Origin of the sequence: Luteimonas yindakuii, from assembly GCF_004803715.2 — a bacterium.
Classification (GTDB): domain Bacteria; phylum Pseudomonadota; class Gammaproteobacteria; order Xanthomonadales; family Xanthomonadaceae; genus Luteimonas; species Luteimonas yindakuii.
Map to the genome: position 1 here is coordinate 956,527 of NZ_CP039383.2, position 18,090 is coordinate 974,616.

Genomic DNA, 18,090 nt, shown 5'->3' on the forward strand with positions numbered 1-18,090 from the left:
GGCCGTCAGCGCTCCCAGTCCAGCGTGCCGTCGATGACGAAGGCGACCTGGCCACCCGACCAGACCTCGCCCTCGTCGTCGATCTCGAGCTGCAGCCGCGCGTCGTAACCGACCTCGCGACCCTGGCTGACGACATAGCGCCGGTTGCCGCCCGGCAGCGCGTCGCGCGACGCCAGCCACGCGGCGAGCGTGGCATTGGCGGCACCGGAGGCGGCGTCCTCGAACTGCGCCGGTGCGCCGACCCAGGCACGCACGACGAGGTCGTACGGATTACCGGCATCGGCGCGCGCATAGGCGCACAGGCCCATGGTCGCGGTCGACTCGGCCAGCGCGCCGATGGCATCCCAGTCTGGCGTCGCATTGCGCAGGGCCGCTTCATCGGCGACTTCGGCCAACCACCAGCGGCGACCACCGTCCATCAGCGCCGGCGGCAATGCACCGGTCGCGAGTCCGGCCAGTGCGCCGCGCAGGCGCGGATCGCCGCGGTCGGCGATCTCGACGACATGCGCGCGTGGCGTGCGCACGGCGACGGTGCGCTCGCCACCCGTGCCGAGCACGCGCAGCGGCAGGCGGCCGGCCGCGCCGTCCTGCCACACCAGGCCGTTGGCATCGGGCGTGATGTGGCCGGCGCGCAGCAGGGCCTGCGCGCTGCCGACGCTGGGGTGGCCGGCGAACGGCACCTCGCGACGTGGGCTGAACATCCGCAAGCCGTAGCCATGGCCTTCGGCGTCGGAAATGAAGGTGGTCTCGGGCAGGCGCGTCCAGCGTGCGATCGCCTGCATCGTCACGTCGTCGAGGCCCTCGGCATCGAACACCACGGCGAGCGGATTGCCTGCACCGGGGCGGTCGGCGAAGACGTCGAGCTGGACGAAACGGCGGGCGGTCATGGCAGGGGGCGGCGAAAGGGCCGCGCAGCTTACCAACCCGCGCCCGCAAGGGCCTCTGCAGCCGGCAACGCCGATGGCATCGGGTCATCTTCGCCAGTCGTGCATCACCTGCGTCGCCGGACGCGGGCGCGTGCGATTCCATAGAATGTCGCGCTTCGCGCGCCGCTTGCGCGCCCGCAACGACCCACGGACCCCGATGGCTTCCATTCCTTCTTCCCCGCGCTGGATCGTGCTCAAGTTCGGTGGCACCAGCGTCTCCGAGCGCGCGCGCTGGGACACCGTCGGCCGGCTCGCACGCGAGCGCCACCAAAGCGGCAACGCACGTGCGCTGGTGGTGGTGTCCGCACTGTCCGGGGTGACCAATGCACTGCAGGCGATTGCCGAGGGCGCGCACGACCCGGCCGGCCGCATGGAAGCACTGGTCGAGCGCCATCGCGTGTTCGCGCATACCCTCGGGCTGGATGCGGACGACGTCCTCGGCGGACGGTTGGCGGCGTTGCGTGCGCTGGCCACCGATGCACGCGCGCAGGCGCGCCCCTACGACTGGCAGGCCGAAGTGCTGGCGCAGGGCGAACTGCTGTCGTCCACGCTTGGCGCCGCCTACCTGCGCAGCCAGGGCCTGGATTTCGGCTGGACCGATGCGCGCGACTGGCTCGATGCGCTGGAACTGCCGCACCAGAGCGACTGGGCGCGACGGTTGGCGGTGAGCTGCCAGCGCGAAGCCGACGACGCCTGGCGTGCGCGCTTCGCCGCCCACAGCGATGCGCCGATGCTGCTGACCCAGGGTTTCATCGCCCGCCATGGCGATGGCGGCACCGCGATCCTCGGCCGCGGCGGCTCGGATACCTCCGCGGCCCTGTTCGGTGCGTTGCTGCGCGCGCAGCGCGTCGAGATCTGGACCGACGTGCCCGGCATGTTCAGCGCCAATCCGCGCGAGGTGCCGGATGCGCGCCTGCTCACCCGGCTCGACTATGCCGAGGCGCAGGAAATCGCCACCACCGGTGCCAAGGTGCTGCATCCGCGTGCACTCGGTCCGTGCCGTACCGCGGGCGTGCCGCTGGCGATCCTCGATACCGGCCGGCCGGAACTGCCGGGCACGCTGATCGAGGCCAGCGTCGACCCGGTGCCGGGCGTCAAGGCGATCAGCCGCCGCAACGGTATCGTGCTGGTGTCGATGGAGACGGTCGGCATGTGGCAGCAGGTCGGCTTCTTGGCGGACGTGTTCGAGCGTTTCCGCGCCCACGGGCTGTCGGTGGACCTGATCGGTTCGTCGGAGACCAACGTCACCGTCTCGCTCGATCCCAGCGACAACCTGGTCAGCACCGACGTACTGGCGCGGCTCTCCGACGACCTCGCGCAGTTCTGCCGGGTCAAGGTGATCGCACCGTGCGCGGCGATCACCCTGGTCGGGCGTGGCATGCGCTCGCTGCTGCACAAGCTGTCGGACGTGTGGGCGACGATGGGACGCGAGCGCGTGCACCTGATCTCGCAGTCGTCCAACGATCTCAACCTGACCTTCGTCATCGACGAGGCGGACGCCGATGGCCTGCTGCCCGAGCTGCACGCCGAGCTGATCGACAGCGAGGCGATGCCGGTGCGCGAGACCAGCGTGTTCGGGCCGCGCTGGCGCGAGATCGATGGCCAGCTGCGGCGGCGCCCGCAGCCGTGGTGGCAGGCGCGCCGCGATGAGCTGCTGGCGCTGGCCGATGGCGCGACCCCGCGCTACGTCTACGACCTCGCCACCGTCCGCGCCCGCGCGCGCGCGCTGGCCGCGGTGGCCCCGGTCGATCGCCGCTACTACGCGATCAAGGCCAACCCGCACGCCGACATCCTGCGCCTGCTCGTCGACGAAGGCTTCGGCCTGGAGTGCGTGTCGCAGGGCGAGCTCGACCATGTGTTCGCGACGCTGCCCGGCCTCGCACCGGAGCGCGTGCTCTTCACCCCGAGCTTCGCGCCGATCGACGAATACGCCGCCGCGTTCGCACGCGGGGTCACGGTGACCCTCGACAACATCGAGGCGCTGGCGCACTGGCCGGAGGTGTTCCGCGGCCGCACGCTGTGGCTGCGCGTCGACCTCGGCCGTGGCGAAGGCCACCACGCCAAGGTGATGACCGGCGGGCTGGCATCCAAATTCGGCCTGCCGGTCGATCGCATCGACGCGTTCCTCGCCGCTGCGCGGCCGCTGGGCGTGCGCATCAGCGGGCTGCATGCGCACCTGGGCAGCGGCGTCGACACCCCCGAACACTGGCGTTCGGTCTGCGACGAGCTGGGCGGCATCGCCGAGCGCATCGGCAGCATCCTCACCATCGACATCGGCGGCGGCCTGCCGATCCCGTACCGCGACGAGGACGAGCCGTTCGACCTCGACGCCTGGAGCGCGGGGCTTGCCGAGGTGAAGGCGGCCTACCCGGGCTACCTGCTGGCGATCGAGCCCGGCCGCTATCTGGTCGCCGAGGCGGGCGCGCTGCTGCTCACCGTCACCCAGGTGGTGGAGAAGAGCGGCATCCACCGCGTCGGCGGCGACGCCGGCATGAACGCCCTGATGCGTCCGGCGCTGTACGACGCCTGGCACGACGTGCACAACCTGTCGCGGCTCGACGACACCGGCACCACGGAGTTCGACGTGGTCGGCCCGATCTGCGAATCCAGCGACGTGCTCGGCCACCGCCGCGTGCTGCCGGCAGCCACCGCGCCCGGTGACATCCTGCTGGTGGCCGATACCGGCGCCTACGGCCATGCGATGGCCAACACCTACAACAGGCGCGAGCTGCCCGGCGAAACCGTGCTGCCCGCGCAGGGAGATCAGCAGTGAGCCTGGCCTTCGATCGCGATGCGATCCGCAGCTTCCGCTTCGTCGACTGCGGCTTCGATGCCGGCAGCGGCATCGCCCGGCTGGTCTACGCCTTCGACGAGGGCCCCGAGCTGGTCGAGACCGTCACCATTCCGGGTGCGCCGTTCGTGCTCGACGATGCGCGCGTGGCGGCGGTGCAGCGCGCCACGCGGTTGCTGCACCTGATCGCCGGCGTCAGCTACTACAAGGCGGCGGTGCCGGAGATCATCCGCGTCGACGGCTATGCCATCGACGGCGGCACCGCCGCGCTGCTGGAGGACATCTACCTGCACGGCCTCGGCGAGTTCGCCTACCGCAACGGGCTGGACCTGCGCGGCAGGATCCGGTTTCCGGCCACTGTCGCGTCCCTTCTCCCGCCTGCGGGAGAAGAGCCTGCCCCCGAGGTGCCCTTGGTCGGGGGTGCCCGAAGGGCGGATGAGGGCAGCACTCCCGCCGCACCGGCCGCCGGCCTGCGCGAACACGCGCTGGTCGCGATCGGCGGCGGCAAGGACTCGCTGGTCTCGATCGAGGCACTGCGCGATGCCGGCGTCGCGCAGACGGTCAGCTGGATCGGCGGCTCGCAGCTGATCCGCGCCTGCGCCGAACGCACCGGCCTGCCCACGCTCAACATCCAGCGCCAGCTGGCGCCGCAACTGTTCGAGTACAACCGCCAGGGCGCATACAACGGCCATATCCCGGTCACCGCGATCAACTCGGCGATCCTCGCGCTCGCCGCGCTGGTGCTCGACGCCGACCAGGTGGTGTTCTCCAACGAGCGCTCCGCCAGCTACGGCAGCCTGATCGAAGGCTCCGGCGAGGTGAACCACCAGTGGTCGAAGGGCTGGGCGTTCGAGCAGGCGTTCGGCGACCACCTGCAGCGTTTCGTCGCCGCCGACCTGCGCTACTACTCGCTGCTGCGGCCGCTGTCGGAGCTGGCGGTGGCACGGCAGTTCGCGCGCATCGACCGTTACGACGCGCACTTCTCCAGCTGCAACCGCAACTTCCACCTGCTCGGCGAGCGCCCGGTCAACCGCTGGTGCGGGGTCTGCCCGAAGTGCCACTTCGTGTTCCTGGCGCTGGCGCCGTTCATGCCCAAGCCGCGGCTGGTGGCGATCTTCGGCCGCAACCTGCTCGACGACGCCTCGCAGGTGCCGGGCTACGACGCGCTGATCGAGTACCGCGACCACAAGCCGTTCGAATGCGTAGGCGAGGCGCGCGAGTCGCGCGCGGCGCTCGCCGCGTTGGCCGCACGTCCGGAGTGGCGCGAAGACGCGATCGTGCAGCGCTTCGCGCGCGAGATCGCCCCGCAGCTCGACGGCACCGGCCTCGATGTCGCGCAACTGCTCGACGTCGACGGCGAGCACCGCATCCCCGCGACGCTGTGGGAGCAGCTGCGTGCACGCTTCGCCGCCTGATATCGCCGCGCTCGAGGGCCGCCGCGTCGGCCTGTGGGGCTGGGGCTGCGAAGGCCGTGCGGCGTGGCGCGCGATCCGTTCGCGCCAGTCGGCATTGCCGCTGACGCTGTTCTGCCAGCCGGGCGAAGCCGACGATGCCGCGCGGCTCGGTGATCCGCTGCTGCAGGTGTGCACGGCGGTGGATGCCGATGCACTGGCTGCCTGCGACGTCGTGATCAAGTCACCGGGGATCAGCCCGTATGGCGACGTGGCCCAGGCCGCCGCCGGGCGCGGCACGCGTTTCATCGGCGGCACCACGCTGTGGTTCGCCGAACGTGGCGACGCGCGCACGCTGTGCGTGACCGGCACCAAGGGCAAGAGCACGACCACCGCGCTGCTCGCCCACCTGCTGCGCGCGGCCGGCGTGCGCACCGCGCTGGCCGGCAACATCGGCCTGCCGCTGCTGGAGCTGCTCGACGGGCAGGCGGATGCCTGGGCGATCGAACTGTCGAGCTACCAGACCCGCGACGTCGCCACTTCCGGCGTGAGGCCGGACCTGGCCATCGTCACCAATATCTTCCCCGAGCACCTCGACTGGCATGGCGGGCAGGCGCGTTATGTCGAGGACAAGCTGGCACTGCTGACCGACGCCCGGCCGCACATCGCCGTGCTCAATGCGGCCGATCCCACGCTGGCTGCGCTGCGCCTGCCCGACAGCGACGTGCGCTGGTATGGCCGCGCCGACGGCTGGCACCTGCGCGACGACACGGTGTTCCGCGGCGACACCGCCGTGCTCGACACCCGCGAGCTGCCGCTGCCGGGCCGCCATAACCGCGGCAACCTCTGCGCGGTGCTGGCGGCGCTCGAGGCCTGCGGTCACGACGCGGTCGCGCTCGCGGCGCAGGCGCGCGGCTTCCAGCCACTGCCGCACCGGCTGCAGCCACTGGGCACGCGCGATCGCTTCGACTGGGTCAACGATTCGATCAGCACCACGCCGCACGCCAGCATCGCTGCGCTGGAGCTCTATCGCGACCGGCCGGTGGCGATCCTGGTCGGCGGCCACGATCGTGGCCTCGACTGGACCGCATTCGTCGACCATGTGCGCGCGCACCCGCCGCGGGCGGTGGTGACGATGGGCCAGAACGGCCCGCGCATCCATGATGCGCTGCGGAAGGCAGCCGGCGAGGTCGGGTTCGCGCTGCGGCAGGCCGGCGATCTCGAGTCCGCGGTCGCCCAGGCGCGCGGGATGCTGGCTGCGGATGGCGGCGTGCTGCTGCTGTCGCCCGGCGCACCCAGCTTCGGCCCCTACCGCGACTACGCCGAGCGCGGTCGCCACTTCGCCCGCCTGGGCGGATTCAACCCCGACGCGATCACCGCGATTCCCGGCCTCGGCATCGCCTGAGCCTGCACGCGCGCCGCCGGGCCGCCGCGCTACGCTCGCGGTCCCAGACCCCGGAGCACGACCCATGCGCCGCATCCTGCTCGCCGCCTGCTGTGCCGCCTTTGCCGCCGCCGCCCAGGCGGCACCGAAGGCCGACCCCGTGCAATGGACCCTGGACGGCACCACCTTCGAGGGCGTGCTGGTCCACGACGGTGACGGCGACGGCCCTAAACCCGGCCTGCTGATGGTGCCCAACTGGCGCGGCGTGAATGCTTCCGCAGTGGAGAAGGCCCGGCAGATGGCCGGGGACGACTACGTCGTGCTGGTGGCCGATGTCTACGGTCGTGACGTGCGCCCGCAGAACGATGCCGAAGCCGGGCCGGTCGCCGGTGCACTGCGTAACGAGGAGGGTCGCGCCACCCTGCGTGCGCGTGCCCGCAAGGCGCTGGAAGTGCTGCAGGCGCAGCCGCAGGTGGATGCGGAGCAGGTTGGCGCGGTCGGGTTCTGCTTCGGCGGCACCACCGTGCTCGAACTCGCCCGCGATGGCGCGCCGCTGGCCGGCGTGGTCAGCCTGCACGGTGGGCTGTCGACCACGGCGCCGGCGTCATCGCCGGTCACGCCGGCGATCCTGGTGCTCAACGGCGCCGACGACCGTGGTGTCAGTGCCGAGGAAATCGCGGGTTTCCAGCAGGAGATGGACGCCGTCGACGCGGACTGGCAGTTCGTCAACTTCGCCGGCGCGGTGCACTGCTTCGCGGAAGCCGACGCCGACAGCCCCCCGAACTGCGTCTACCACGAGCGTTCGGCGAAACGCGCGTGGCGGATGATGGACGACTTCTTCGAGGAGCGCTTCGCGCAGTGAGGCGAGGGGCGCAGGACGACGCCCTGATCCGTCAGTACGCGCGATCCACCGCGTACTTCGCCAGCCCGCGTAGCGCCGCGGTCGCATCGTTTTCCGGCAGCCCGTCGAGCGCACGCATCGCCGCTTCGGCATGCACGCGGGCGCGCTCGCGGCTGTATTCGAGCCCGCCGGTGGCGTGGATCGCCGCCAGCACCTCGGGCATGGCATCGGCGTCGCCACGCTGCACGATGCCGCGCAGGCGTTCGCGGGTCGCCGGATCGGATTCGCGGATGGCGTGGATCAACGGCAGCGTGGCCTTGCCCTCGGCGAGGTCGTCGCCGAGGTTCTTGCCGAGATCGTTCGCATTGGCGGCGTAGTCGAGCACGTCGTCGGCGATCTGGAACGCGAAGCCGAGTTCCATGCCGAAGTCGTGCAGCTTCTCGCAGGCGGCGGCATCGGCGCCGGCGGCGAGTGCACCCAGGCGGGTGCCGGCGGCGAACAGCACCGCGGTCTTGCGCTCGATCACCTGCAGGTAGGCGGCCTCGTCGGTATCCGGGTTGTGCACGTGCAGCAGCTGCAGGACCTCGCCCTCGGCAATGCGGTTGGTGGTGTCGGCGAGGATCCGCATCACCTCCATCGAATCCAGCTCCACCATCAGCTGGAAGCTGCGCGAATACAGGAAGTCGCCGACCAGTACGCTGGCGGCGTTGCCCCAGATTGCGTTGGCGGTGCTGCGGCCACGGCGCAGGTCGGACTCGTCGACCACGTCGTCGTGGAGGAGGGTGGAGGTATGGATGAACTCGATGATCGCGGCGAGCTGGTGATGGTCCGGCCCGCCCGCGCCGCAGGCGCGCCCGGCCAGCACCACCAGCATCGGCCGCAGGCGCTTGCCGCCGGCGGAAACGATGTGCTCGGCCACCTGGTTGATCAGCAGCACGTCCGACGCCAGCCGGCGGCGGATCAGCGCGTCCACGGCCTGCATGTCGGGCGCGGCGAGCGCCTGGATGGTGGGCAGGTCGGCGGTGGGGGCGGCGGAGGTGGGGGCGGTGGCGGACATGCGCAGGGACGTGCTGGAAACCCCCGAGTATAAAGGCCCGGCGCAGGGCCCCGACACGACGTCACGGTGTTTCCCGACCGTGCACCGGCGCGTCACCCGGAGCCCGGGCCCGGGAGCTCGCTTATACTTCGGCCCCACACACACGCAAGCCGCCGGCGCCGCCGGTGGCGATCGAAGAAGGTCCCCACACATGGCACGCGGAATCAACAAGGTGATCCTGGTCGGCAACCTCGGCAACGATCCCGACGTGAAGTACACCCAGGGCGGCATGGCCGTGACCACGATCAGCCTGGCCACCAGCAGCGTGCGCAAGGACAAGGACGGCAACCAGCAGGAACGCACCGAGTGGCACCGGGTGAAGTTCTTCGGCAAGCTCGGCGAGATCGCCGGCGAGTACCTGCGCAAGGGCTCGCAGGTCTATGTGGAAGGCTCGATCCGCTACGACAAGTTCACCGGTAGCGATGGTGTCGAGAAGTACTTCACCGATATCGTCGCCGACGAGATGCAGATGCTCGGTGGCCGCGGCGAAGGCGGTGGTGGTGGTGGTGGTGGCGGTGGTGGTGGCAACTACGAGCGCAGCAGCGGTGGCGGCGGGCAGCGCCCGCAGCGCCAGGAGTCGGCGGCACCCCGTCGCCAGGCGCCGGCGCAGCAGCCGCAGCCGGCGATGGACGACTTCTCGGACGACGACATCCCGTTCTGATGCGCGTCAGCCGCGGCGCGCCGCGGTCGTTCCTTCACGGGCGGGCCCATGGGTCCGCCCGTTGCATGTCTGCCTCCCGGTGGCCGCCGGCAGCCCGCGCGCTTGCGGCGCCGGGCCGGGAGTGCAATAGATAGCGCCTCTCCCGACGGAAGCAGGCAGCATGAGGCAGCAGACGAAGTCCACCCGCGTCACCCTGGCGGCAGCGGTCGCCCTCCTCGTCGCCGGCAGTGCGTTCGCGCAGCAGCCGCAGGCGCAGCCACAACCGCAGCCGCGGCCGGCCGCCCAGGCCGCGCCGCAGGCGCAGCTGACGCCCGAACAGCAGGCCCAGCTGGCCCGCCAGGACGCCGAGATCACCCAGGCCGCGCAGCAGATCGTGCAGATGATCGATGGCAACCGCACCGGCGAGGTCTGGGACATGGCCACCGTGCGGGTAAAAAGCATGATCCCGCGCGAGACCTTCGTGCAGGAAGTCGCCAACGACCGCGCGCGGGTCGGCGCGGCCACCCAGCGCGGCCAGGCGGTGGTCACGCGTTCGCAGTTCCAGGCCGGTGGCCAGGTGCCCGAGGGCCTCTACCTCAACGTGGTGTTCCCGACCCGGTTCGCGAACACGCCCGAGGCGGTGCGCGAGCTGGTGTCATTCCGGCTCGACGAGGACCGCACCTGGCGCGTGTCGGGCTACAGCGTGCGCGCCAACGACCAGTAAGGCCTGCGGGCGCGTTCCGCGCCCTGCGGCGTTCGTGCCACCGGACCCCGGCCCCTGCGCCGGGGTTCTTCATTCCTGCCCGTCGGCCAGCTCCTCGAGCACGCGTTCGCCGCGGCGGATCCCCGCGCTTTCGTCCGCCAGCGCGCCCGGCCCGCGGCCGCTGCGGCGTCGCCAGGCGATGAAACCCGCGGTGGCCAGTAGGCCGATACCGCCGATCAGCAGAGTGACCAGCACCCAGGCCGGCGTCCCCTGCCCGGGTTTCACGTCGGCAAACGCGAGCACCACGAACACCCAGAAGATCCACCAGGGCAGCCCACAGACGTTCGAATTGATCCGGTATACGCAGCGCAGCTGCGCCAGCTGCTGCTGGATGCGGGCCACCGGCGCCGCGTAGTCGATGCGCGCGACCAGCACGGTCGTGATCAGCGCCATCAGCAGGGTGACCACACCGAAGGCATGCACCAGCAGGCCGGTCGCAAGCATCGCCGGTACGCCGAGGTGGCTGGTCCAGCATGAGACGCCGAGCAGGATCAGTCCCAGCCCCAGCGCACCCTGCGCGAGCTGGGCCCAGAACAGCGGGCGCAGGCCCCTGCGCATCCGGTCGAGCCTGCGTTCGCGCAGCAGTTCGCGCTGCAGCGCACCCTGCTGTTCCAGCTGCCGGCCCAGCACCTGCCAGGCGTGCCTGAGTTCATCGAGTTCCATGGTCTGCCTCCGGGCAGTGGATGCGGGCGTGGTCGCGCAGGCGCTGCTTCAACCGCGAGATCCGGGTGGTGACATTGCTCTCGCCGATCCCGAGCACCTCGGCGATCTCGCGGGTGCTGCGTTCCTCGAGATGGAGCAGCAGCAGGGCACGCTCGAACGGCGCACGCGTACGGATGAAATCCTGCAGCACGCAGCTGTTCCTGCAGCGCGGGGTCGGGGCCGGGCGCAGCGACGTCGTGCAGCCGGTCGTCGAACGGTTCCGTCCGGTCACGCTGGCCGCCCTGGCGACGCGCATGGTCGATCGCCACGTTGAGCGCAATGCGGTACATCCACGTCGGGAAGCTGCGCCTGCGGTCATAGCCGGGCCAGGCCCGCCACAGCTGCAGGTGGATTTCCTGCGCCAGTTCGGCACGGTCCTCGCGGTGCCATGCGTAGCTGGCCGCCACCTTCAGCACGATGCCGCGGTGGCGTGCCAGCAGCACTTCGAACCCATCGGCGTCGGTGCCCACCGGGCTTGCGATCTCCATTCCTCGTCCATGTGCTGCAGGTTGAAGGGTGATTCGTGGCGGGCCGCCATTTGTCACAGGGCATTTCACCGCTGGTCGGCATCATGCGGCGGACCGCCCCGGAGACGACTGCATGCTGAAGCCGCAACGACCCGCAAATGAAGCACAACGGCTGGACGTGCTGCGGCGTGCGCGGATCCTCGACTCACCACCCGACGAGGGCTTCGACGACCTGATCGCCATTGCAGCGGCGATCTGCCAGGTGCCCTATGCACTGGTGAGCCTGGTCGACGAGGAGCGGCAGTGGTTCGTGGCGAGGTTCGGCATCGAGCTCGAACAGACCACGCGCGACGATTCGTTCTGCGCGCATTCGCTGCTGTACCCCGACCGGATGATGGTGGTGCCCGACGCGCGGCAGGATCCGCGCTTCCACGACAACCCGTTCGTGACCGGCGAGCCGCGGATCCGGTTCTATGCAGGCGCACCGCTGCTCGCGCCGGATGGCATGCCGCTGGGCAGTTTCTGCGTGATGGATCGCGAGGTGCGCACGCTCACCGATGAGCAGAGCCGGGCGCTCGAGGCGCTGTCCCGGCAGGCGTCGCGCCTGATCGAACTGCGCCGGGTCAGCGTCGAACTGCAGCACCACCTGCGCGAACGCGACTGGTACGAGGAGCAGCTCCTGCAGTCTCACCTCGCGCTGGAGCGGGAAAACGCCAGCCTGGTGCAGATGAGCCGGACCGATCCGCTGACCGGGCTGCCCAACCGTCGCGCCTTCGCCGAGGAAATCGAGGCCGTGGCGGCTGCCGGGGTCCCGTATGCGGTGGCGATCTGCGACATCGACCGTTTCAAGCTGATCAACGACAGTTACGGCCATGCGGAAGGCGACCAAGTGCTGTGCGCGGTGGCCGACGCGCTGCGGGGTCGGCATGCCGCGCGCGGGCGGGTGGCCCGGGTGGGTGGCGAGGAGTTCGTGGTGCTGTTTCCCGGGATGAGCCGTGAGCAGGCGCTGGTCGAGTGCGAGACGCTGCGGCATGCGGTCGAACAGCTGCCGATCCGGCACCGCGTCACCATGAGCGTAGGCGTGGCGGAAGGCGCGACGGGAGAGTCGATCAAGTCGGTCTTCGCCCGCGCCGACGACGCCCTGTACGCGGCCAAGCACGGTGGCCGCAACCGCGTCGAGGCCGGCTGACCGCTCAGTCCGGGCGGGTCTCCAGCAGGTCGCGCGCCTCGCCGGCGAGGTTCTCTGCATGCACCGCCGGCGCTGTCGTCGCGCGTCGCCGCGACAGCAGCGGATGCACCAGCACCGCCGCCATGATGATCGCCACGCCGGCGTAGAACGCAGGCGTCAGTTCGCGCTGCTCGCCGAGCAGCAGGATCGCCAGCACGATCGCGTAGACCGGTTCCAGGTTCACCGCCAGCTGCGCGGTGAACGCGCTCATGTGGCGCAAGGCCACCAGCGACAGCGCGAAGGGCAGCAGGGTGCAGGCGAATGCCAGCAACAGCAGCAGGCCGGCATCGCGCGCGCCCGGCACCACGAAGCCACCAGCGAACACCGGCGCCGCCACTGCCAGCACCGGCCACAGCAGGGTCAGGGTCAGGGTGCCGGCACCGAGCTCGATGGTGGTGACGGTGAGCGGGTCGGCACGGTCGACCAGGCGCTTGTTGAAGGAGCCGAACAGCGCCACGAACAGTGCCGACAGCGCACCCACGGCGACGCCGGCACGCATCTCGCCGGGCACGCCGCCGACCACCAGCGCCACGCCCGGCAGGACCGCGATGCCCAGCGCGAGGTCACGCAACGACAGCCGGCGCCCGGCCAGGCGCGGCTCGATCACCGCCACGAACACCGTGGCCAGCGCCATGCAGGTCGCCGCGACGGACGCGTTGGCGAGCTTCACCGCACCGTAGAAGGTGAGCCAGTGCAGGCCGACCAGTGCGCCGACGCCGGCATAGCTCAACGCCAGCCGCCGCGGCAGCGCACGCAGGCCGCGCCACACGCGTGGCACCAGCAGCAGGGTGCCGGCGACCAGCAGCATCCGCCACCACACCAGCGGCAGCGCCGGCAGGGTGATCAGCTTGCCGAGGATCGCGGTGAATCCCCACAGCAGCACGCAGAAATGGATCTGCCAGTGGGCCTTGGCGGCTGGGGTCATCGGGTGCTGTCGCGGGCCTCAGGGCCGCGCATTATCCATCCCGGCAGGCACCGCGGGGCCTTGCGCCGCCTCGGCCAGCAGCCAGTCACGGAACACCCGGGCGGGCGCGCGCAGGTGCCGATGCCCGGGATGCACCAGATGGTAGGCGCGGCGCCCGGACACCCAGCGTCCCGGCAGCGGGCGCAGCCGCTCGGCCTCGAGCCACGGAGCCGCCACGTGCTCGCGGGCCAGCGCGATGCCCAGGCCATGGGCGGCCGCCTCGAGCATGGCGGTGCTGTCGCTGAAGACGATCCGTGCATCCGCATCGGCGCCCTGCACGCCGTTGGCGCGGAACCAGTCGTGCCAGCCGAAATGCGACAGGTCCGCCAGCAACGGATGCGTCGGGATGTCGGCCACGGTGCGGATGCGCGCGAATCCTTCCCAGGTCGGCGCGGCAGCGGCGAACAGCCGCTCCTCCAGCAGCGGTTGCGCCGACAGACCCGGCCAGTGGCCGGGCCCGAAGCGGATGCCGAAGTCCGGGCCACCGTCGTCGAAGCGGGTGAGTGCGAATCCGGTATCGATGCGCAGGCGGATCCCGGGATGCGCCGCGGTAAAGCGCGGCAGGCGGGGAATCAGCCAGCCGTGCACGAACGAATGCAGGGTGGTGATCGCCACCGTGTCGCCGGCGTCGGGGCCCGCGCGCAGTTCGCGCATCACGCTGTCGAGATCGCCGATGGCATGGCTGGCGGAGTCGGCAAGCCGGCGGCCCTCGGCGGTGAGCGACACCCCGCGTGCGTGGCGCTGGAACAGGGTCACCCCCAGGCGGGCCTCGAGCTTGCGCACCTGGTGGCTGACCGCGCTGGCGGTGAGGTGCAGCTCTTCGGCCGCGTGGGCGAAGTTCTGGTAGCGCGCTGCGGTTTCGAATGCCGCCAGCGCGGACAGCCAGTCGGTGCGCATTGCCATTGAGACGCGAATCCTGTTTGTGGCTGGCGCCCAAACTATGCGCTTGTGCGCTCCACCGGCAAGCGGAGAATCCGCCGGACCACAACCGGATTCCCGACGATGAACGCATGGGTGGAACGGGCCGTGCGCCGCGATGGCGCAACCGATGGCCGCACGCTCGCCGAGCTGTGCCTGCTCGGGGCGATCTGGGGCGCCTCGTTCCTCTTCATGCGCGTCGCCGCCGCCGACTTCGGCGCGGTGCCATTGGTGGAAGTGCGCCTGGCCCTCGGCTCGCTGGTGCTGTTGCCGTTCCTCTGGCACCACCGTGGCGTCTTCCCGCTGCGGCTGTGGCCCAAGCTGGCGCTGATTGGCGCGATCAATTCGGCGATTCCGTTCGTGCTGTTCGCATGGGCGGCGCAGCGTGCACCGGCCGGCATCGGTGCGATCGCCAACGCGATGACCGTGCTGTTCACCGCGCTGATGGCCTTCCTGTTCTTCGGTGAGCGGATCGGCGCGCGCCGTGGCGTGGCGCTGCTGGCGGGTTTCGCCGGCGTGGTGGTGCTGGCCAGCGGCAAGGTCGCCGGGATGAGCGTGGGCGCCGCGGTGCTGGCCGGTGCCAGCGCGTCGCTGTTCTACGGGCTCGGCATCAACCTGGTGCGTCGTCACCTGACCGGGCTGCCGCCGGCCGCGGTGGCATCGGCGACGTTGGGCGTGGCGTCGCTGCTGCTGCTGCCGCTGGCCATCGCGCAGTGGCCGGCGGCGCGCATCCCGATGGCCTCGTGGTTGTCCGCTGCGGCGCTGGGCGTGGTCTGCACCGGCATCGCCTTCGTCATGTACTACCGGCTGATCGCGCGCATCGGCGCAAGCCGTGCCTCCACGGTGACCTACCTGGTGCCGCTGTTCGGCGTGGCCTGGGCCTGGCTGCTGCTGGACGAGCCGCTGACCTGGTCGATGGCGCTGGCCGGCGCGATCATCCTCGGCAGCGTCGCCGCCAGCCAGCGCAGCGGCGCACGCTGAGGGCGCCGCAGGCAGGCCACGCGGCCTGCAACACGTCCGCTCAGGTGAACATCGCCACCAGTTCGTCCTGCTGCGCGCGGCTCAGCAGTTCGCCGTGGCCGGCCTGCAGGTTGTCGGCCTGGCGGTCGGGCTTGCCGGTCGCGGGGATCACCGCGGTGACCGCGGGGTGGCTGATGGCGAACTTCAGGAACATCTGCGCCCACGAGCCGATGCCGAGCTCCGCGGCCCAGCCGGGCAATGCGCGGCCCTGCACTTCGGCGAACAGCTTGCCGTCGTCGAACGCGCGGTTGACCAGCACCGCGACGCCCAGTTCCTGCGCCGCGGGCAACACGGACCGCGCAGCCTCCGGTGCATTGACCGAATAGTTGACCTGGATGAAGTCGGGCTTCTCCGCACGCATGATGCGTTCGAGGTCGGCATGGCCGCGCTCGACGAAGTGGGTGAGGCCGATGTACTTCGTCGCGCCCTGTGCCTTCAGTTCGCGCGCATACGGCAGCGCGATCTCCCACGCGCGCAGGTTGTGGACCTGCAGCAGCTCGACGCGGTCGGTGCGCAGGCGGCGCTTGCTCTCGGCCCACTGCGCTTCCATCGCCTCGCGGCTGTCCTCGGCGATCTTGGTGGCGAGGAAGCAGCGTTCGCGCCAGTCGCCGGTGTCGAGCAGCGCGCCCAGCACCTCGTCGGCGTTGGAATAGTTGGGCGAGGTGTCGAACAGGCGGCCGCCGCCCTCGAAGAACACGCGGATGGTGTCCTGCAGCGTGTCGTAGTCGGCCGAGCCCAACGGCACCTCGTAGCTGCCGGAGGTGCCGGCGCCGATCACCGGCAGCTGCTCGCCGGTCGACGGGATGGCGCGCATGAGCATGGCGCCGCGCGCGGTCGGGGCCGACGTCGCGGACGCCGGTGTGGCGGATGCGGATTGCGCGGCAGCGCTGCCGGTCCCGCTGCAGGCAGCCAGCGGCGCCAGGGCCAGCCCGCCGGCGGCGAGCGAAATGGTGGTGAGGAAATCCCGACGCGTGTGCATGGCGGTGTCCGTGGCATGGATGTCGGAAACGATACTAGTCGCATCGTCCCGGCACCCGGCGCCGCAGCGCAGCAGCGGTGCGTCAGCGCGACAGGGGCAGGGCGCCGATGTCGGCGTCGTCCAGGCCCGCCTCGGTCAGCACCAGTGGCACGCCGCGCGTCGGATGTTCGATCACCAGCACCGGCTGCCGGTACACGCGTTCGATGGTCTCGCGCTGCAGTACCTCGCGCGGGGTGCCGTCGGCGACCACGCGGCCGTCGCACAGCATGACGATGCGGTCCGAGTACGCGGATGCCAGGTTGAGGTCGTGCAACACCGCCAGCACGCAGGCGCCGTGGTTGGCCAGCCTGCGTGCGTGCCGCAGCAGGCGCTCCTGGTGGTGCAGGTCGAGCGCGGCGGTGGGCTCGTCGAGCAGCACCACCGGCGCGTCCTGGGCCAGTACCCGCGCGAACGCGGTGCGCGCGGCCTCGCCGCCGGACAGCGTCTGCACGTTGCGATCGGCCAGTCCCAGCAGGTCGGCCGTGGTGAGCGAGGCCTCGACGATGGCGTCGTCGTGGTCCGCGTCCGTGTCGTGCGGCAGCCGGCCCATCGCCACGACCTCGCGCACGCCGAAACCGAAACGCACGCTGTGGTCCTGCGGCATCACCGCGCGCTCGCGCGCCAGCTCACGCACGCGCCACTGCGGCAACGGGCGGCCACCGACGCGCACTTCGCCTTCGCTGGGCCTGCGGTCCCCGGCGGCAAGCGACAGCAACGACGACTTGCCGGCGCCGTTGGGTCCGACCAGCGCGGTCAGCGTGCCGGGTGCGAAGTGCAGGTCGACGTGGTCGACGATCACCCGCCCGTCGATCACCAGTGATGCGCGCTCCAGCGCCAGCGCCACCGGGGTGCCGTGGTGGGCGGTGGCGGCACTCATGGCGCGCCCCGCGGCTTGCGCCGCAGCACCAGCCACAGGAAGAACGGCGCGCCGATCGCCGCGGTGAACAACCCCAACGGGATTTCCGACGGCGGATCCAGCGTGCGTGCGGCGGTATCGGCCAGCACCACCAGCAGCGCACCGAGCAACGCCGACAGCGGCAGCAGCAGGCGGTGGCCGGGGCCGACGATCAATCGCACCACGTGCGGCACCACCAGCCCGACGAAGCCGATCGAGCCGGCGAACGCCACGGCCGACCCGACCAGCAGCGCGCTGAAGGTGATCAGCCGCAGCCGCGCGCTGCGCACGTCGAGGCCGATGTGGCGTGCCTGGCGTTCGCCCAGCGCCAGCATGTCCAGCGGCGTGGCCATCGTCAGCAGGGCGCCGACGCCGACCGCGAACACCGGCGCGGCGGCGGCCACGTCGGTCCAGCCCACGCGTGCCAGCGAACCCATCTGCCAGAACACCAGCGACTGCAGCTCGGCGGAGTCGGCGACATAGGTCAGCAGGCCGATCGCCGCCGAACATGCCGCACCGATGGCGATGCCGACCAGCAGCAGGGTGGCGGTGCCTTCGCCGCGTCCGGGGCGTGCCAGCAGATAGATCAGGGTGGTCGCCAGCGCACCGCCAAGGAATGCCGCGACGGGGATCGTCCAGTAGCCCAGGGCCGAGGCGCCGAGCACGATCGCCGCAACGGCACCGAGCGATGCGCCCTGGGTCACGCCGACGATGCCCGGGTCGGCCAGCGGGTTGCCGAACAGACCCTGCAGGCTGGCACCGGCCAGCGCGAGGCTGGCGCCGACCATTGCCCCGAGCAGGGCGCGCGGGATACGCAGGTTCCACACCACGGAGATGTCGCGGGTGCTGAGGTCCCCGGGCGCGGCCAGCCCCAGTTGCACCCCGATCGCGTGCAGCACGTCGGCCGGCGCCACCTTCAGCGGGCCGACGCCGAACGACAGCAGGATGCCGGCCAGCAGCGCGAACAGCGCCACCGGTACCGCCAGCTGTCGCACCATCGCCGGGCGTGCACGGCGCGGGCCCGGAGCGGACGCCGCGTACGGAGT

At 71.1% G+C, this 18,090-nt stretch carries 16 protein-coding genes and 1 pseudogene; 8 read left to right on the forward strand and 9 right to left on the reverse strand.

The window, feature by feature from the left end; genetic code table 11:
* Positions 1–5 precede the first annotated feature (5 nt).
* On the reverse strand, positions 6–887 hold the full coding sequence (locus tag E5843_RS04350) for a PhzF family phenazine biosynthesis protein (RefSeq protein ID WP_136411937.1): 882 nt from the start codon (positions 885–887) through the stop codon (positions 6–8).
* 196 nt (positions 888–1,083) lie between these two features.
* Here E5843_RS04350 and E5843_RS04355 point away from each other — a divergent pair, with 196 nt between their 5' ends.
* The 4 genes from E5843_RS04355 (at position 1,084) to E5843_RS04370 (ending at position 7,354) form a co-directional block, all read left to right on the forward strand.
* Positions 1,084–3,699: a bifunctional aspartate kinase/diaminopimelate decarboxylase gene (locus E5843_RS04355; protein WP_141065704.1), complete on the forward strand. Its 2,616-nt coding sequence runs from the start codon at positions 1,084–1,086 to the stop codon at positions 3,697–3,699.
* Complete coding sequence (gene murL, locus E5843_RS04360; RefSeq protein ID WP_425480727.1) at positions 3,696–5,132, forward strand: UDP-N-acetyl-alpha-D-muramoyl-L-alanyl-L-glutamate epimerase; 1,437 nt, start codon at positions 3,696–3,698, stop codon at positions 5,130–5,132. Before E5843_RS04355 ends, murL begins: the two co-directional genes overlap by 4 nt.
* Positions 5,113–6,513 carry a UDP-N-acetylmuramoyl-L-alanine--D-glutamate ligase gene (gene murD, locus E5843_RS04365; RefSeq protein WP_244240832.1) on the forward strand — a complete coding sequence of 467 codons (1,401 nt, stop codon included), beginning with the start codon at positions 5,113–5,115 and terminating at the stop codon, positions 6,511–6,513. Before murL ends, murD begins: the two co-directional genes overlap by 20 nt.
* Positions 6,514–6,577: 64 nt before the next feature.
* On the forward strand, positions 6,578–7,354 hold the full coding sequence (locus E5843_RS04370) for a dienelactone hydrolase family protein (protein ID WP_136411938.1): 777 nt from the start codon (positions 6,578–6,580) through the stop codon (positions 7,352–7,354).
* A 31-nt stretch (positions 7,355–7,385) separates the two neighbouring features.
* Here E5843_RS04370 and E5843_RS04375 read toward each other — a convergent pair whose 3' ends face one another.
* Positions 7,386–8,390: a polyprenyl synthetase family protein gene (locus E5843_RS04375; RefSeq protein WP_136411939.1), complete on the reverse strand. Its 1,005-nt coding sequence runs from the start codon at positions 8,388–8,390 to the stop codon at positions 7,386–7,388.
* 190 nt (positions 8,391–8,580) lie between these two features.
* On the opposite strand from E5843_RS04375, the gene ssb reads away from it, so the two are divergent.
* The gene (gene ssb, locus E5843_RS04380) at positions 8,581–9,090 is read left to right on the forward strand and encodes a single-stranded DNA-binding protein (RefSeq protein WP_136411940.1); all 510 of its coding nucleotides are present in this window, start codon (positions 8,581–8,583) and stop codon (positions 9,088–9,090) included.
* A gap of 160 nt (positions 9,091–9,250) precedes the next feature.
* Positions 9,251–9,793 carry a DUF4019 domain-containing protein gene (locus tag E5843_RS04385; protein WP_141065706.1) on the forward strand — a complete coding sequence of 181 codons (543 nt, stop codon included), beginning with the start codon at positions 9,251–9,253 and terminating at the stop codon, positions 9,791–9,793.
* A 69-nt stretch (positions 9,794–9,862) separates the two neighbouring features.
* Here E5843_RS04385 and E5843_RS04390 read toward each other — a convergent pair whose 3' ends face one another.
* Entirely contained in the window at positions 9,863–10,495 is a 633-nt protein-coding gene (locus tag E5843_RS04390; RefSeq protein ID WP_141065707.1) for a hypothetical protein, read from the reverse strand.
* Positions 10,482–11,022: pseudogene (locus E5843_RS04395) on the reverse strand (RNA polymerase sigma factor). Before E5843_RS04395 ends, E5843_RS04390 begins: the two are co-directional and overlap by 14 nt.
* A 112-nt stretch (positions 11,023–11,134) precedes the next feature.
* Here E5843_RS04395 and E5843_RS04400 point away from each other — a divergent pair.
* Positions 11,135–12,190, forward strand: coding sequence for a GGDEF domain-containing protein (locus tag E5843_RS04400; RefSeq protein WP_136411941.1), 1,056 nt, complete (start codon positions 11,135–11,137; stop codon positions 12,188–12,190).
* A gap of 4 nt (positions 12,191–12,194) precedes the next feature.
* On the opposite strand, the gene E5843_RS04405 is transcribed toward E5843_RS04400, so the two are convergent.
* Positions 12,195–13,154 carry an EamA family transporter gene (locus tag E5843_RS04405; protein ID WP_134672873.1) on the reverse strand — a complete coding sequence of 320 codons (960 nt, stop codon included), beginning with the start codon at positions 13,152–13,154 and terminating at the stop codon, positions 12,195–12,197.
* A gap of 18 nt (positions 13,155–13,172) precedes the next feature.
* Positions 13,173–14,096, reverse strand: a complete 924-nt coding sequence (locus E5843_RS04410) for a LysR substrate-binding domain-containing protein (RefSeq protein ID WP_134672874.1) — start codon at positions 14,094–14,096, stop codon at positions 13,173–13,175.
* A gap of 99 nt (positions 14,097–14,195) precedes the next feature.
* Here E5843_RS04410 and E5843_RS04415 point away from each other — a divergent pair, with 99 nt between their 5' ends.
* Positions 14,196–15,092 (forward strand): DMT family transporter, encoded by an 897-nt coding sequence (locus E5843_RS04415; protein ID WP_141065708.1) that lies wholly within the window; start codon positions 14,196–14,198, stop codon positions 15,090–15,092.
* Between the two features lie 40 nt (positions 15,093–15,132).
* Here the strand turns inward: E5843_RS04415 and E5843_RS04420 are convergent, their stop codons facing one another.
* The 3 genes from E5843_RS04420 to E5843_RS04430 all read right to left on the reverse strand — a co-directional run bounded on the left by E5843_RS04420 (position 15,133) and on the right by E5843_RS04430 (position 18,042).
* Positions 15,133–16,110: an aldo/keto reductase gene (locus E5843_RS04420; protein ID WP_141065709.1), complete on the reverse strand. Its 978-nt coding sequence runs from the start codon at positions 16,108–16,110 to the stop codon at positions 15,133–15,135.
* Positions 16,111–16,192: 82 nt separating this feature from the next.
* Positions 16,193–17,026, reverse strand: a complete 834-nt coding sequence (locus E5843_RS04425) for a heme ABC transporter ATP-binding protein (RefSeq protein ID WP_136411943.1) — start codon at positions 17,024–17,026, stop codon at positions 16,193–16,195.
* Positions 17,023–18,042, reverse strand: a complete 1,020-nt coding sequence (locus tag E5843_RS04430; RefSeq protein ID WP_136413025.1) for a FecCD family ABC transporter permease — start codon at positions 18,040–18,042, stop codon at positions 17,023–17,025. Before E5843_RS04430 ends, E5843_RS04425 begins: the two co-directional genes overlap by 4 nt.
* Between the last annotated feature and the right edge of the window lie 48 nt (positions 18,043–18,090).

Bases quoted from the DNA above. Each gene is read 5' to 3' on its own strand.
- E5843_RS04415 (WP_141065708.1), top strand. From the start codon at position 14,196: ATGAACGCATGGGTGGAACGGGCCGTGCGCCGCGATGGCGCAACCGAT.
- ssb (WP_136411940.1), top strand. From the start codon at position 8,581: ATGGCACGCGGAATCAACAAGGTGATCCTGGTCGGCAACCTCGGCAAC.
- E5843_RS04375 (WP_136411939.1), bottom strand. From the start codon at position 8,390: ATGTCCGCCACCGCCCCCACCTCCGCCGCCCCCACCGCCGACCTGCCC.
- E5843_RS04425 (WP_136411943.1), bottom strand. From the start codon at position 17,026: ATGAGTGCCGCCACCGCCCACCACGGCACCCCGGTGGCGCTGGCGCTG.
- E5843_RS04385 (WP_141065706.1), top strand. From the start codon at position 9,251: ATGAGGCAGCAGACGAAGTCCACCCGCGTCACCCTGGCGGCAGCGGTC.
- E5843_RS04355 (WP_141065704.1), top strand. From the start codon at position 1,084: ATGGCTTCCATTCCTTCTTCCCCGCGCTGGATCGTGCTCAAGTTCGGT.
- E5843_RS04350 (WP_136411937.1), bottom strand. From the start codon at position 887: ATGACCGCCCGCCGTTTCGTCCAGCTCGACGTCTTCGCCGACCGCCCC.
- E5843_RS04410 (WP_134672874.1), bottom strand. From the start codon at position 14,096: ATGGCAATGCGCACCGACTGGCTGTCCGCGCTGGCGGCATTCGAAACC.
- E5843_RS04390 (WP_141065707.1), bottom strand. From the start codon at position 10,495: ATGGAACTCGATGAACTCAGGCACGCCTGGCAGGTGCTGGGCCGGCAG.
- E5843_RS04420 (WP_141065709.1), bottom strand. From the start codon at position 16,110: ATGCACACGCGTCGGGATTTCCTCACCACCATTTCGCTCGCCGCCGGC.
- E5843_RS04430 (WP_136413025.1), bottom strand. From the start codon at position 18,042: ATGGTGCGACAGCTGGCGGTACCGGTGGCGCTGTTCGCGCTGCTGGCC.
- E5843_RS04370 (WP_136411938.1), top strand. From the start codon at position 6,578: ATGCGCCGCATCCTGCTCGCCGCCTGCTGTGCCGCCTTTGCCGCCGCC.
- E5843_RS04405 (WP_134672873.1), bottom strand. From the start codon at position 13,154: ATGACCCCAGCCGCCAAGGCCCACTGGCAGATCCATTTCTGCGTGCTG.
- E5843_RS04400 (WP_136411941.1), top strand. From the start codon at position 11,135: ATGCTGAAGCCGCAACGACCCGCAAATGAAGCACAACGGCTGGACGTG.